11 protein-coding genes are annotated in these 15313 nt (G+C 38.3%); 10 read left to right on the top strand and 1 reads right to left on the bottom strand.

Annotation, left to right across the window (positions count from 1 at the left end; all coding sequences use genetic code 11):
* Positions 1 to 412: 412 nt before the first annotated feature.
* A complete protein-coding gene (locus tag F6K18_RS14930) occupies positions 413 to 2176 on the bottom strand; it encodes an iron uptake porin (RefSeq protein ID WP_287521893.1) in 1764 nt (587 codons plus the stop codon).
* A 1613-nt stretch (positions 2177 to 3789) separates the two neighbouring features.
* On the opposite strand from F6K18_RS14930, the gene F6K18_RS14925 reads away from it, so the two are divergent.
* The 10 genes from F6K18_RS14925 to F6K18_RS14880 all read left to right on the top strand — a co-directional run bounded on the left by F6K18_RS14925 (position 3790) and on the right by F6K18_RS14880 (position 15246).
* Positions 3790 to 4230: a hypothetical protein gene (locus tag F6K18_RS14925; RefSeq protein ID WP_287521891.1), complete on the top strand. Its 441-nt coding sequence runs from the start codon at positions 3790 to 3792 to the stop codon at positions 4228 to 4230.
* Between the two features lie 3 nt (positions 4231 to 4233).
* Positions 4234 to 4521, top strand: a complete 288-nt coding sequence (locus F6K18_RS14920) for a hypothetical protein (protein ID WP_287521890.1) — start codon at positions 4234 to 4236, stop codon at positions 4519 to 4521.
* A 20-nt stretch (positions 4522 to 4541) separates the two neighbouring features.
* Positions 4542 to 4931: a hypothetical protein gene (locus F6K18_RS14915; protein WP_287521888.1), complete on the top strand. Its 390-nt coding sequence runs from the start codon at positions 4542 to 4544 to the stop codon at positions 4929 to 4931.
* 1095 nt (positions 4932 to 6026) lie between these two features.
* Positions 6027 to 7583 carry an NAD(P)/FAD-dependent oxidoreductase gene (locus F6K18_RS14910; RefSeq protein ID WP_287521886.1) on the top strand — a complete coding sequence of 519 codons (1557 nt, stop codon included), beginning with the start codon at positions 6027 to 6029 and terminating at the stop codon, positions 7581 to 7583.
* Positions 7584 to 8420: 837 nt separating this feature from the next.
* Positions 8421 to 8624 (top strand): hypothetical protein, encoded by a 204-nt coding sequence (locus tag F6K18_RS14905; protein ID WP_287521884.1) that lies wholly within the window; start codon positions 8421 to 8423, stop codon positions 8622 to 8624.
* 630 nt (positions 8625 to 9254) lie between these two features.
* Positions 9255 to 9848: an IS607 family transposase gene (locus tag F6K18_RS14900; RefSeq protein WP_287522010.1), complete on the top strand. Its 594-nt coding sequence runs from the start codon at positions 9255 to 9257 to the stop codon at positions 9846 to 9848.
* A 700-nt stretch (positions 9849 to 10548) separates the two neighbouring features.
* Positions 10549 to 12006 carry an NAD(P)/FAD-dependent oxidoreductase gene (locus F6K18_RS14895; protein ID WP_287521883.1) on the top strand — a complete coding sequence of 486 codons (1458 nt, stop codon included), beginning with the start codon at positions 10549 to 10551 and terminating at the stop codon, positions 12004 to 12006.
* Between the two features lie 610 nt (positions 12007 to 12616).
* A complete protein-coding gene (locus F6K18_RS14890) occupies positions 12617 to 13126 on the top strand; it encodes a pentapeptide repeat-containing protein (protein ID WP_287521881.1) in 510 nt (169 codons plus the stop codon).
* Positions 13101 to 13259 carry a hypothetical protein gene (locus F6K18_RS14885; protein ID WP_287521880.1) on the top strand — a complete coding sequence of 53 codons (159 nt, stop codon included), beginning with the start codon at positions 13101 to 13103 and terminating at the stop codon, positions 13257 to 13259. Before F6K18_RS14890 ends, F6K18_RS14885 begins: the two co-directional genes overlap by 26 nt.
* Before the next feature lie 391 nt (positions 13260 to 13650).
* The gene (locus F6K18_RS14880; RefSeq protein ID WP_287521879.1) at positions 13651 to 15246 is read left to right on the top strand and encodes a glycoside hydrolase family 57 protein; all 1596 of its coding nucleotides are present in this window, start codon (positions 13651 to 13653) and stop codon (positions 15244 to 15246) included.
* Positions 15247 to 15313: the final 67 nt, after the last annotated feature.

The raw sequence follows: 15313 nt of genomic DNA, 5'->3' as shown, positions 1-15313 counted from the left end.
AGGGAAGTTGCTCCATCGCGAGACCTGCTATCAACATTAACAACACGCTTTTTCGCTCTAAGATTGGGAGTCTTAAACGAACCTGTTAAAATAGATAAAAACTTTCTCTTTTCTTCTTTGCTTTATTTATCTTCCCTGTTTCCTGTTTCCGTTTATTTAGTAAGTGTTCAACCAGAAATAATATTATAGCAGGAGAAAGAAGGAAGAAGGAAGAAGGAAGAAGGAAAAACCTTGCGTTGTCTGAGTTTTAAGCTTTTGATATGTCCGCGCCCTTTGCTTCGACTGCTATAACTAGAAAAATTTTACTCTACAGACTGAACTAACACAAAAAGCAAAAGTAGGAAAAAAAGATGATTTCTTATTTACCCTACTTTCTTTGTTTTGCTTAGTCAATTCAGGTTTTAGTAATATTCTAAAACCTAAATTGAGTCCTGATAGTTCCTACCCAAAGAGTTTCATTATCCTCAATGTGATTAGGATTAGTAATCACAAACAAACCAGGAGTAATCGCAATATTGTCGTTCATTTGGAAGCGATAGAATACTTCAATGTGTATAGATGTATCTGGGTCTTTTAAATCATCATCATCACCACCATCAGTAATAATTGGTGGTACACCAACAATGATACCTCCTAAACTACCGTCCCTGAATAGATCTGGAAAAGCTAAGGTCAAAGCGCCAGTGATGATAGTGATATCATCATCATCACTATCATCTTCAGGACGAGCAAATGAGGCACCAGCCCAACCACCTATTTGAAACCAATCATTAACTTTCCACTGAGCTTCAAAGTTGAGGTTGTCTGCTGTACTTCTTCTGTCATCAAAAGGATCTCTGGCCAGAAAACTACCAGTACTTCCAGTTAAGTTCAAATCTCCTTTCGGATGATACGCACGCAAATAACCTAGTTGAAAAGCTATTTTATCGTTTGGCTCAATTGTAAACTGGCCAAATCCACTAAACCCACCATTAAAAATACCTCTACCTTCTCGAGGGTCTTCCGAATCTGGTACAGCATAACCTATAGTCATCTCAATCGCATCACTGAAAGCATAGGCAAATTTGATACCCGCATCAGAAGGAGCACGATAGTAAGTAGGGGTGAATCGTCCAAACCTAGAAAAAGAACCAGCACCACTACTTTGAAAAGGATTAATAGGTGCCACAAAGTCATCAATACCATAGCCATTAGCAGCTATTTCTATTTGTGCTTTATTGTTGAGTAAAGGAAAACGATAGGCCAGTTTATTGAGAGTCACATCATCATCTAGGTCGTCATCTGTAGATAGACGAGTCATCAAACTATTTGTCAAATCTCGAGCGCTATAGTTAGGAACGTTACGAGCTTGTAAACGAGTTCTCAAGCGATCTTTACCTGTAAAACTGGTATCAAAAATTAAACGAACCCGATAAGAAAGAGTCGCCTCTGTTCGATCCTCGTCACTCCGTGGTAGTCCACGTCCCCCAGCTTTTTCTCCAAAGGTATCACTCAACCAAAATAAAATTTCACCACCCAGTTTGGTAGTTGTTGAGAATTGATTGGCTTCCAGCTCCTCGGTTCTAGCTTCCAGAGCATCAACACGGCCACGCAACTCAGCTAATTCTGTAGCAAACTCTTCTTGCAGTCTCTGTAATACTGCCAAATCATCACGAGTCACTAAATCTGCTGTTGCTGCTGCGACTAATTCTGTAATTCGGTCCAAACAAGCATTGAGACCTGCAGCAAACTCATAACGGGTCATCGCCCGATTACCTTTATAAGTACCATCTGGATAACCAGCAATACAACCATAACGTTCTACTAGAGATTGCAAAGCTTGGAAAGCCCAATCAGTGGGCTGGACATCTGATAATTGAGTCACAGATGTTACTTGTCCCATGGGATCTACTTGTTCTAAATCTGCTCCAGGAATCTTGAGAGAAGGATCTTTCAGATTTTGTAATCTAGTATCTCCTGGTATTTCTACTTCTTCTGAGGAGGTATCACCTTGTGATTCTGTGGGCAGTTCAGATGAAGTAGTTGAATAGTTAGTTGTATTTGTATTAACATCTTGAGCATTAGCCAGTTGTTCTACAGAAACCTGATTTGCTAAAGCAGAATTAGCTATTAGTAAAGTGGCGATACTGAATACACCAGAAGTCTGTTTTAGAACATTCAGGATAATTTTTGTCATTTTGCTCTCCTCACACCTTTTTATAACCAATGAACAACCCTACTGTTTAGAGTAGATTTTACTATTGATTGTTCCAATTTATTTTCTTAACAGAAGTCTTAGTGTTAGCTAAGTTTAATCTGGTTTAATCTGGAGATAGATATCTACAATTATTTAGCATTAGATATTTAGCATTAGAGAATTAAGGGCTTCAATGCTCTAAGATATGGCATAAACAAATAGAATATTTTTCTCCATAAAATTATTCCTAGTAGTTTTTACACAAAACTTATCCTGAAAAAAGACAAGTTAAGTATCACCCTTGAGTGTAACAACAATTTAGATATTAGATAAACATGTCTAAACTTCACTAGAACTATCAGTAGACTCAAAGTATTTCTGAATAATTAGATACAGTAGACATAGTTACCTTTTTTTACCAAGAAGGTTAGCACCTCTTACGCAATAGTGCAACTATCTTGAATGTAATATTTGATTTATTTTATTTTTCTGCCTATTGTTCCAGGAGTATGACTAGGTAATACCAGACATGATATTTTTTTACTCTACAAAGTCAAAAGCTAATTTAGTTCAATCTATACAGTTTTTCTTCAAGTCCTGAAATAGTCGCCGGAGCATAAAGGCCACAGTTCGAGGCCTGACTAGGTTAATAAACTTTTTACCCTTGGTCGAGTCTTTTTGAAGTTACTGTTTGTAATGCTCAAACTTGGCCACGATCTCCAAGCCTACTCTAGACGTTAGTATTTTTCCATCGACCACGGTCAGACACCATAGATGTAGTTCCTTCGTGCCTAATGATGATCCAGCAGCGCTAAAGCGTTCTATGTCCCTTGATGACCTTGTCTGCTGATGACCTTTCCTCACTGCCAAAACCTCAACACGCACTCTCACTTTCAAACCGACTTAATGGGTAACAACGGATTAACAGCATCGCACGAGCTAACGGCGTAAGTTACATCTGGATGTCAATGAGGCCACTGGAGAGATTGTTAGTGCTGTGGTCAGTACCAACGATGTTATCGGGACTTTAGCAAATTTCAAACCCAAACAAACCCCAAACTCTCTTGATGAGCGGTAAATACGTCGATGTTTTCATCTAACCACTTGATCAAACGGTAAGATATCGCTGTATGATCGGGCTTCTAAAGTATCAGTAAAAGTCTTTAACGGTTTGTTAGCCCAACGCCTTCTTATAGAACCCCTAACCGTATCTATTTAAGAAGTTACAAGTTCAATACTCATCTGGGTTTTATGATTCTGGCAGTCATTTTTCATAATTTTTCGGTCTCCTGAACCCTTATAGTTGTTAGGCTCCTTAAAACGGTTTTCCTGAAGCTTTTGTATTTCAATAAAAGATACGGTTAGGGGTTCTATATAGTCTCTAAACCCAGTTTTTTGAGCTTTTGTCTTTAATACATCGTTAAAGCGATTTGCTTACGCAACGCTACCGCGAACGCACCATCGATGGAAACAAGAGGGCATGGCCACTGAAGTTGTTTCTTTCATCAAACTTACCCACGGCCAGTAATTAACGTAAAATACATATCAGGTATACATTATACCCTTTTTTTTACTGTTTTTTCACTAAAGTCCCGCTACTATCAGTATTGACCTTGATGATTGGAGTCTCGGCTTGCCAGTCACCCCCATCAACAGACTCAGCTAGTACCACACCCAGTGCTGCACCCAGTCCCGAAAACAGTACCGAAAACAGAGAACAGACCCGTCCTTTATCATTGTTTGCTAAGGGCGATGGAGAAAAACCATGCTACAACCGCAGCACTCAGCCATCAAAAGCAGTCACAGACCTTCACCTGCACCCCGAACCCTTCGGCGGTTCAAGCATTCCCTATGAAGAACTGATGAACTACCTCGACGAAACTGAGGTCCGCTTTGTCTTGTTATACGGAATTGGTCAGACGCTACCTTACAACAGCATATGCACTTATTACCTTGATTGTGTTGGGATAGATGCGTTGCCCGGTATGAAAAATGACTTTGAAAACGCTGCAAACTACTTTGAGTTTCCCCAAGACAATATTCATGTGGCTTGATCGATGACCTTTCCAGATTTGGCGAATCCTGAAGATATCGTTGCTGGAATTAAACTCTTAGATGTCGAATACCCCAGTTTATTTAAGTGGATGGGGGAAGTTAACCTGTACAAAGAGGCCCTGCGTGGCAACGGTCACGAACCAGCAAGTATCGAGGATATTGCTCAGTGGAAAGACTTTATGGTCATTCTCAAAGAGCGCGGCATTCCCATTGCACTCCACTCAGATCTTGGCGACGATGATAACCCCACCAAGAATCTTGCTCTGATGCAGGAAGTCCTCCGCCTGTAACCGGACAACAAGATGTGTGGATGCACATGGGGCTGTCCCGTGAATTGGTCAAGATGGACGCAGCAGAGCATATCAAACTTATGTCCGAATTCCTCGACAAGCACCCAAATCTATTTCTTGACATTTCCTGGACTGTAATTGCCGAAGCATACTTCGATACTCCCGAAAAACGCGCTCTTTACGTCGATTTTTTCAACGGTTACCCGCAACACATGCTTTCCGGAACAGATTTTGTTGCGTCTGCTAACAAGAATATGGAAATCTACAAAAAGGAAGCAGAGGTCACAGGAAGCATTTTAGCCGATCTCAACGACGACGCATTCCGCAGTATCGCCCTGGGACAAAACTATTTCGATTTGGTTCCTGGTCTCAGCGATCAATTTGAAGCTCCATCAATTTGCCCGGTCTAGTATAATGGCTGAAACTATTATCAAGATAAAGTTTCAGCCCTCTATCTTTACTATTAGATTAAGGTTGTCAGGACTTACGCAAAGACACTATATATAGCCTATACTAATCTATGCGATCAAACTAAATATTGTAGCGTTCGCTTCCTGTTTTTCGAGCGATCAAATCTTCCTAAAAACCGTTGATTTTATACTTCATTTCTCCACTCTATAATTCAAAGTATTTTGAATTTTATTGCTGGATACTTAATTCCATTTATTAAATCATTTGATCATAATTCATTTGGGATTTTATCAATTGTTTTCCCTATTTTCCTGCCTTGAATTTTTAAATAATTCCAAACTAGCATGGCACAAGCAATATGGTTTTTTTGAATTCTGGCTCTAGGACATTGGCACTCCTCAAGTCCTATTAATTGCTTTATTTCCCTGTGAAACTCTTCTATTTTCCATCTAGTTTGTCACTCAAATTCTACATCATCTGTAGAGAATTGCTATATACTGACGTAGGACAAGTTCAATTTTTCGGGAATATTTCTGATTGATCACTGTATGATCAAAAATTAAATATCCATCTCTAGTAGTTTCAATTTCTTCTTTGACATTTTTCCATAAAACTTCAGTCCCTAATTCAAGATTTTTTCAATCACGATTAATCCGATCATCACTGATTTTTTGAAGATGATTCGCCAAATTTGTAATAGTATAATTTTTCTGACTACTTATTAAATACTGACAATATTGTATGTAATCAAATTCCATGCCAAAATCCTGATATAAATATAAAGCTTTTTGATTATATACTATAATGGTTAATAGTATAGATCAACTTGACTCGACTTTTTCAGTAATTTCAATGTGAAAGTTGATGATGCGATCGCTACTTTATGCAACCAACTCTGGCGACAGTATAACATAGTTTTTGGGCACTGCTCAAATTGACTAACTAAATACAGACATAACATAGTGCTTAGGCACTATATATAGCGCACTTGCGTAAGTCCTGGTTATTTCAGGCGTAAAGTGCGTTGCAACTGACCGTACAGGTAGAGTTGTTGTTCAACAATTAATAATTAATAATTATCTTTTCTTTAAAAAATGTCTCAGACTGATGTAATTTTAATCGGTAGTGGAATTGGTGGTCTAAGTTGTGCCGCTTTACTAGCGCGCTATGGTTTTAATGTCATAGTTTGCGAAAGTCACTCTATTGCAGGAGGTACTGCTCATAGTTTTGAATATCAAGGCTTTAAATTTGATTCCGGACCATCTTTACATTCTGGTTTATCCTATCGTCCCTCTACCAACCCACTAGCACAAGTTTTGGATGCGATCGGCGAAAAAGTTCCCTGTGTAACCTACGACACTTGGGGTTGTTGTTTGCCAGAAGGTGACTTTAATACCTCCGTAGGTGCAGACCAATTTTGTGATGTTCTCCAAAAATTGAGAGGAGAAAGTGCTGTAGCAGAATGGCGTCAACTCCAAAAAGTTATGGCTCCATTTGCAGAAGCAGCGATCGCTATTCCACCAGCTTCTCTCCGTTTTGACTTAGGAGCGATAATGACCATGGGGCAGTTTCTACCTGCTATGGCAAAACACATTTTCAATGTTGGTAAGTTAACAGGATCGTTTTCCCAAATTATGGAAAATGTTGTCACAGACCCTTTTATTGATAACTGGCTTAACTTACTCTGTTTCCTACTTTCAGGTTTACCTGCAAATGGTACAAGTGCTGCCGAAGTTGCATTTATGTTTGCCGAATGGTATCGACCAGGAGTTGTACTTGATTATCCTATTGGTGGCAGTGGAGCAATAGTTGACGCCTTGGTGCGTGGGTTACAACGTCACGGTGGTCAGTTGATGTTGAATGCTCATGTGGAAGAGGTATTAGTTAAAAATGGTCGTGCTGTTGGCGTGGGTTTACGAAATGGAACAGAAATTAGAGCAAAGGAAGCAGTAATATCCAATGCTTCTATTTGGGATACTTTAAAATTATTGCCAGAAGGTGCAGTGCCAAAATATTTTCGAGAACAACGACAAGAGACACCGGAATGTAATAGTTTCATGCACTTACATTTAGGTATTGATGCTACAGACATCAAACCAGACTTAGCGTGTCACCATATTATTGTCAATCATTGGGATGAGATAGATGCACCTCAAAATGTTGTGTTGGTATCCATTCCATCTTTGATAGATGCGACTGTTGCACCACCTGGTAAGCACGTTATTCATGTGTATACTCCAGGAAATGAACCTTATAAATTTTGGCATGGTATGGATAGAAAGAGTCAAGAATATGCACAACAAAAGCAACAACGAGCTGAGGTAATGTGGCAAGCATTGGAGCGGGTCATACCTGATGTGCGTTCTCGTTGTGAAGTGACATTGGTTGGTACTCCACTAACTCACGAACGTTTTCTCCGCCGTCACCGAGGAACTTACGGACCTGCAATTCGTTCCGGGGAGAGTTTGTTTCCTGGACCCAATACACCTTTACCAGGATTATTATGTTGTGGTGATTCTACTTTTCCTGGTATAGGTTTGCCTGCAGTAGCAGTTAGTGGGATGATAGCAGCAAATACTCTTGCACCTGTTTCTCAGCATTGGAAAATGTTGGAAAGTTTGGGGTTTTACAGCGGTTTTCCTACACGGTAGACCACTGTAGGGACGTTCCATGGAACGTCCCTACAAAGTTTTGCTTGTTAAGATGTGGTTCATCAAGAGTGAAAAGCGCTGTAAGCAATATAGGTTTTAGGTGGTAGGTTTCAACAATTAATAATTCAGGACTTACGCAAAGACACTGTGTATATAGTGCTCATAACTATTGTCTAATAGTTATGAGCACTATATATAGCGTATCTGCGTAAGTCCTATAATTAATAATTAATAATGGCTTTGTTGCATGAAAGTAGGGATAGAAAATCCATTCCGTAGCTATATCGCTCTCTTTCTGTAGATTGATGTTCTCAGGACTTATATCATGTTCGGTTGAATACTTAGGGTTTGCGCTCAAAAGTATGAGTGGTAAGGATAGGAGTCAGAATCGGTGAATCGGTGAATCGGTGAAGGAATGGGAATTATAGAGGAAGTAGTCAGAATAATCGTCCCAAGATTGTTCTGCCCAACTCTTCTCCAAAATGCGCTCCATGCATGACCATCAAGAGCTAAAAACCAGGTACTTTTTCCAGACTTAAAAAGGCTAAAACCTTGATATATCAATATTTTTAGATTTATGAGCGCAAACCCTACTTATAAATAACTGTTGTGAGTCCTCAGTCCTCAGTCCTCAGTCCTCAGGAGGGAAGAAAGCAGAAAAAGAGGAAACATTGGAGAGGTAATTTTGATAATTTCAACATTTCTTTGGTACTGTCGGTATTGTCAGTCCTTAAATTTTATTTATATCTGTTTTGCGATTATTAATGTTCTATTGATCTATTGTCCAATAGTTATTGCTCTGGTGAGAAAGCGATCGCTCTATAGATTGATGTTTTATTGATCTATTGTCCAATAGTTATTGCTCTGGTGAGAAAGCGATCGCTCTGTTTGGCGATTATTGATGTTCTATTGATCTATTGTCCAATAGTTATTGCTCTGGTGAGAAAGCGATCGCTCTGTTTGGCGATTATTGATGTTCTATTGATCTATTGTCCAATAGTTGTTGCTCTACTTATCAAATCTCAAAGTCTTGACAGGTAAAAGTTTCAGCATTTTTCTGTCAAACATTAATGTTCTATGTATCTATTGTCCAATAGTTACAGCAGTTCTGCGCATTATGAAGTATATATGCACTTGCTTGTGCGGCAGCTATAGCAATCCTAAATAGGTTACGACAAATCAAAAAGTAGAAATAAATTCCGAAACTCTTACCCATTGCCTATTGCCCATTGCCTATTCCCAAAAAGCAGTAAGGTTTTTATACACAAATAAAATAGGATTGCTATATATACTTTCATGCAACAAAACCATTAATAATTAATAGACTTCTCCGGAAAAGAGGTAGTAGGGAGTAGGGGGTAGAGGGAAATAATTGATGATTTATCTACGATAATTGATTTGATTTTTTATTATTGGAGATGTCTAATAATTAACAATTACCTCTCCTTCGGAGATACTCCGCAAACGGCAATTTATCAGGACTTACGCGAAGGCACTATTTATAGAGTCAAATGCTATTAAACAATAGTTTTTAGATCTATATATAATATAGCGTATATGCGTAATTCCTATTTATATCATGTCCGGATAATTATAGCGCTGCGGGCAGCGCTAGAGTTGACAAATTGCGTTATAAAGCGTTATTATACGCCAGTTGTTACTGGTAATTATGTGGTAAAATTTGTCAAACCTAAAGAAGCTGCTGAAGTATTAGGAGTTGATGTTCGTACTTTGGTGAGATGGGAAAAAGCTGGTCAAATAAATGCCATAAAAACCCCAGCGGGTCAAAGGCGTTATGATATTGACTCCTATATTCAAAATGTGTCTGTTTCTAATAGAAAAACAGTTTTATATTGTCGAGTGTCAAGCAATGCTCAAAAGCCATATTTAAACCGTCAAGTAGTTGAACTACAAAACCTTTATCCTGATGCCGAAATTATTAAAGAAGTAGGTAGTGGGTTGAATTTTCAACGTAAAAAATTACTGAAGTTACTCTCACAAATTTTTGCAGGTGAAATTGAAAAGGTAGTAGTTTCTCATCAAGATAGGATAGCTCGTTTTGGGTTTGATTTATTTAACTGGATGTGCGAACAAAACCATTGTGAGTTAGTAGTTTTAAACAGCAAAGATTTGTCTCCTGAAGCCGAAATTGTAGAAGATATTTTAGCTATTTTGCAGTGTTTTTCTAGCAGGTTAGACGGCTTAAGAAAATACAAAACTCAAATCCAAAATGACTCCGAAATATACAATACATTTGAGGATTGAGTTATCAGAGGAGTCAGGAGTCAGGAGGACCGAGTCAGGAGGGAATAAAGAAGTCAGAAGTCAGAAGTTATTTTTGTAACGGGGATTTAAGCAAAAATATTTCGCCTTAAAAGGTGGGGTTGTGCGACCCATATTATTTTGATAAAGAAGGAAGAAGCAAGAAAAATAGAAAGTTTTTTTATAGCGCTACGCGCCAGGGAATAGGGAATAGGGAATAGTAAACTGTTAAAGGGTTCAGGGTTTAGAAATGTCCTAACCTTAATGCGTAGGACTATATCACTAATTATCCTGACATAATATTATTACATGGACATAATGGCGATACAACGCTTAAATTGACATTCAAGCTTGTCGATCGCTTATTCTCAAGTTTCAATGTTATTTTATCAGAGTATTTGCAGAAAGAGGAGTCAGGAGGGAAAAGGAGAAGAAAGTTTGTTGTTCATCTCCACAAAACAGAGTTTTATCGCGTTATTGTACCATGCATGAAAAAAGAATTTTACGAATAATAAAAGCAGTAGGGGCGAATGGCCATTTGCTAACGCAAAGCTCCGCTAACGCCCCTACTTTACAGAAAATGTCCCTTTGACAAAAAAGAGAGTTTCCGATCTAAAAACTGGCATTGAAGCCATTCATTCTGACTCCTGACTCCTTAAAACACCTGCGCGTATTTGTAGCAAAAATTTTAGTATTTTATACTATGTCTACAGAAATAAAAAACTCGAACCAAAATGCAGTAATTATCGGTGGAGGTCCTGCTGGTTTTGCCACTGCATTAATGTTAGCTAAACGTGGTTGGCATCAAATTACAGTATTAGAAAAACGACCTGCTGCGGATTTTTATGAACCTGATAAATCATTCCATTATTTAATAGATGGGCGCGGTCAAAAATTTACTGATTTATTGGGTTTTACTGAAAATTTAGCCAAAATTAGTGTTCCTAATACAGACTTTTACCTCACAGAAATTAAGGCTGATGGTAATCGCAAAACATCAAAATTGCCCATAGTAGACCCCAACAGAAAAACTGCTTACTGGTTACAGCGCCGAATTTTTTTGCAGTTACTATTTCAAGAAATTGAGGAAAATTGGCAGCATTGTATTACCGTTTTGTTCAATACAAAATGTTTAAGAATTGGGCAAGAAAACTCCAAACTACAAATCATTGTTCAAGAAATTAATAATCAACAAACATATCAATTTGAACCTCATCTTTTGGTAGGTTGTGACGGTATTAATTCCTTAGTTAGGCAAACTTTAGATAACTGGGATAATTCTGGTACAGATAAATTTAAAATGCAGTTTTTTCCTTCTGCCAGTTCTGGTTTGAAATACAAAGTTTTAACTATCCAACCAAATTTTCCCATAGAACATAATAGTTCGGAACGTGCAGTCTCCACAATGGCTTATGCTATTCGTGGAGCATTTTCAGATTCTCAGCATTCTCTCTCCCTTGGAATTTTACCTTTTGCTCAACCCAATGAACCGAGAACAGCAAATATTATTAGGCCACCAAACCATGAAATCTGGCAAATTCCAGATGGTGAAAAATTGTACACATTTCTAGAGAAAGCTTTTCCACAGTTGCCAATAAATCAAATAATCTTGCCAGAAGAAAGCGATCGCTTTGCTAAAAGTGAGGGTGGATATTTTCCTCAACCTCAATATTGTTCTGGGCTACATTGGTTGTTACCAACGAGCGAGAATGGTGGAGTAGTATTATTGGGAGATGCCGTCCATTGTTTTCCACCAGATATTGGACAAGGTGTTAACTCTGCTTTGGAAGATGTGTGTATTCTTAATCAAGCACTTTCTCAAACTAATGATATTATCTCTGATGCTTTGCCATTATTTGAGTCTTTGCGTTCTCCAGATATAAAACCTTTAATTCGTCTAGCTCAAACTGCTTTTCCTTGGCAATATAATCAAAATATTCCTCGAAAAAGACTGTGGAGTATCAACTTTTTTATCCGGTTATTGTTGAGTCGGATATTGCCTTTTATTTTTAGTCCTCCTGCTTTTATGATGATTCAAAACCACCAACTTAGTTATGGTGAAATATGGGCGATGGCTCAAAGAACAACTATTTATATATATGTATTTGGACTAATGTTAATTTCAGGTAGTTTGGCTTGGTTTTTATATGATATTGGTTAGTTTTAGCTTTTTATGAAAGCTCTTATTAAGTAAGCATTCAGCATTCAGCTTTATTACCTTATAAAGGAGAAAAAAGCAATTTTATCAAAGCTTCAGAGTACAAATATGGAGTAGGGGTTAACGACCGTTAACCCTTACAAATGGTGTATAATTTTTCCTTGGCGTAATTCCTGTAATTATAAATGTAGCTCCGGTTCAGATAGCGACCGCTCTTGATACAGGCTTATTTCTAAATACTATACCAATTTCATAAAATATTGCTACAGTCACGGCAGACGGAACAGGGAACAGGGAATAGGGAATAGGGAAAGAAAAACATCATAAAAAAGAGGAAAAAAGGTTAAATTGTTAGAATTTATGGGATTTATATTTTTTGATTGTCGGAATAAATCACAAACTAAAATGTAACTACCTTTGCGTGAATTTGGTATAAATAATACTGATATAGCAGTCAAAGGAAAGTGTGCGGATAGATCGAAAGCTGAAAACTCAGACAAAGCAATATCTTTCCTTATTATTCCTTCCTCCCTCTTCCTTTTTCCTTCTGCTAGTCAGAGCGGTTGCTATAATAAACTTAGCTATCTAAAGCTTATTTTGTCTTCAAATATTAATGGCTAAAATGAAATTTAAAATATTAATAACAACCCTATTATTTTCCATAGCTTTTGCTACACCTGTAGTTGCATATACAAAGTGGCAAGTACGAATTTTAAAACGTTCAAAAGAATGTTTTTTCTGCAACCTTTCCGATATAAATCTCAGTGATTCTAATTATAAGAAAATGAACGTGACTGGTTCTGTATTAAAAAATGCTAACTTCTCTGGTACAAACCTTGAAAAAGCCAACTTTACCAACACAGATTTAACAGGGGCAAAATTCGAGAGCGCCAACTTACAAGAAGCTAACTTACAAAAGTCTATCCTTAAATCTACTAACTTTTGGGGGGCAAATCTTCAAGAGGCCAATTTACGCGGAGCAGACCTCACAGAAGCCATTTTTTGGAATGCCGATTTAAGAGGAGCAGATTTGCGGGACACTGATATTAGTAATGCTAGCTTCATCGATGCCCAGCTCAACGGTGCAATCTTACCTGATGGCACCGTATATCAATATAGATAGGTTTTTAGTAGGGGTAGGAGACAGGAGACAGGAGACAGGAGACAGGAGAAATGGGAATGAACGAGGAGGTAGAAGTAAGAATTGTCCCTTGATTTTTCTGTCCAACTATGCGCCTAAAATATTAACTTTTTGAGCGTTTTAGACTGAAACAGGCGCACTTTTTAAAGGCTCCAAAAAGGCTAAAGTCTTTATATGTCAATGCTTTTAGATTTAATCAGCAAGCCCTAATTATTAATTGTTGAAGGAGCATTCCAGAACGGAAAGGAGATTTCAACTCCTCCGAAGGCCATCCGACATTTAACGAAGTCAGAAGTTATTTTTGTAACGGGGACTTGAGGAAGGTTCCAAAAATATTTCGCCAATCAAGGCGGGGTGGCACGACCCAATTATTTTGATAAAAGCTGATAGCTCATAGCTCATAGCTCATAGCTAGTTAACTTTTGTGCCCTTTACCCTTACAATCTTAAAACATTGTAAATATTTTCAATTTTAACTCGCCCTTTTATTAATTACCCTTAAAAACTATGGCTATTGGCTACCTCGCCTTTGTTCTTCATGCCCATCTACCTTTTGTCAGACATCCAGAAAGTGATTATGTCCTGGAAGAAGAGTGGCTCTTTGAAGCAATAACCGAAACTTATGTCCCTCTAATACAAATGTTTGAGGGATTAAAACGAGATGGTGTGGACTTTAAAATTACAATGAGTCTCACACCACCATTGGTGTCTATGCTACGAGACCCACTATTACAAGAACGCTATGAACAACATTTAAGCTTACTTGAAGAATTAGCAGAAAAAGAATATGACCACAATCTCCATAACGGTCATATCCGCTACCTTGCAGAACATTACGCCACCCACTTCAATAATGTTCGAGAACTCTGGGAACGTTACGACTGCGACTTAATTTCTGCATTTAAACAGTTTCAAGACAGCAATAACCTAGAAATTATGACCTGTGGGGCCACTCATGGTTACTTTCCACTAATGAAAATGTATCCGGAGGCAGTCTGGGCACAAATAGAAGTTGCTTGTCAAGATTATGAGGCAAATTTTGGCCGTCGTCCCAGAGGAATTTGGGTGCCAGAATGTGCCTATTATGAAGGTCTGGAGCGAATGTTGGCAGATGCTGGGATACGTTACTTTTTAACAGATAGCCACGGCGTACTCTATGCTCGACCACGGCCTAGATTTGGTAGTTATGCTCCTATATTTACAGAAACAGGAGTAGCTGTTTTTTCCAGAGACCATGAATCTTCTCAACAGGTTTGGTCTTCCCAAGTAGGATATCCAGGAGACGCAGAATATCGAGAGTTTTATAAAGATTTAGGTTGGGAAGCAGAATATGAATATATTAAACCTTATATTATGCCTAATGGCCAGAGGAAGAATACTGGTATTAAATATCACAAGATTACAGGTCGTGGCTTGGGATTAGGAGATAAACAACTTTACGACCCGTACTGGGCCAGGGAAAAAGCTGCGGAACACGCTGGCAATTTTATGTTTAATCGGGAACGCCAGGTTGAGCATTTGTACCATATTATGGAGCAACTCCCGATTATTGTTTCTCCCTACGATGCTGAGTTGTTTGGTCACTGGTGGTATGAAGGACCTTGGTTTTTGGATTTCCTCTTCCGTAAAACTTGGTATGACCAAAGTACTTATCGGATGACTCATTTAGCGGATTATTTGCAGAAACACCCAGAACATCAAGTTTGTCTTCCAGCACAGTCTAGTTGGGGATATAAGGGTTTCCATGAATATTGGCTCAATAATACTAACTCTTGGATTTATCCTCATCTACATACTACTGCAGAGCGAATGATTGAGTTGGCGGGACGAACACCAGCAGATGAGTTGGAGTTGCGGGCATTAAATCAAGCTGCCAGAGAACTTTTGCTGGCTCAATCTTCTGATTGGGCTTTTATTATGAGTACGGGTACTATGGTTTCTTATGCTGTGCGGAGAACAAGGTCCCATTTGATGCGTTTTAATAAGCTGTATGAAGAGATTCTACAGGGAAAGATTGATTCAGGTTGGTTGGAAAAGCTGGAGGTGATCGACAATATTTTTCCTCAAATCAACTATCGAGTGTACAAACCACTTTTTCAGTAGTCAAAAGAGGGAGTAGGAAGTAGGCAGTAGGGAGTAGGGAGTAGGGGGAAATAATTGATGATTTATG

The sequence above is a fragment of the Okeania sp. SIO2C2 genome (assembly GCF_010692625.1).
GTDB classification, from domain to species: Bacteria; Cyanobacteriota; Cyanobacteriia; order Cyanobacteriales; family Microcoleaceae; genus Okeania; species Okeania hirsuta.
This window is presented reverse-complemented; position numbering and strand designations above follow the sequence as displayed.

Coding starts and splice junctions, on each gene's coding strand:
- F6K18_RS14930 (WP_287521893.1), bottom strand. CDS start 2,176: ATGACAAAAATTATCCTGAATGTTCTAAAACAGACTTCTGGTGTATTC.
- F6K18_RS14920 (WP_287521890.1), top strand. CDS start 4,234: ATGACCTTTCCAGATTTGGCGAATCCTGAAGATATCGTTGCTGGAATT.
- F6K18_RS14915 (WP_287521888.1), top strand. CDS start 4,542: ATGCACATGGGGCTGTCCCGTGAATTGGTCAAGATGGACGCAGCAGAG.
- F6K18_RS14910 (WP_287521886.1), top strand. CDS start 6,027: ATGTCTCAGACTGATGTAATTTTAATCGGTAGTGGAATTGGTGGTCTA.
- F6K18_RS14895 (WP_287521883.1), top strand. CDS start 10,549: ATGTCTACAGAAATAAAAAACTCGAACCAAAATGCAGTAATTATCGGT.
- F6K18_RS14890 (WP_287521881.1), top strand. CDS start 12,617: ATGGCTAAAATGAAATTTAAAATATTAATAACAACCCTATTATTTTCC.
- F6K18_RS14885 (WP_287521880.1), top strand. CDS start 13,101: ATGGCACCGTATATCAATATAGATAGGTTTTTAGTAGGGGTAGGAGAC.
- F6K18_RS14880 (WP_287521879.1), top strand. CDS start 13,651: ATGGCTATTGGCTACCTCGCCTTTGTTCTTCATGCCCATCTACCTTTT.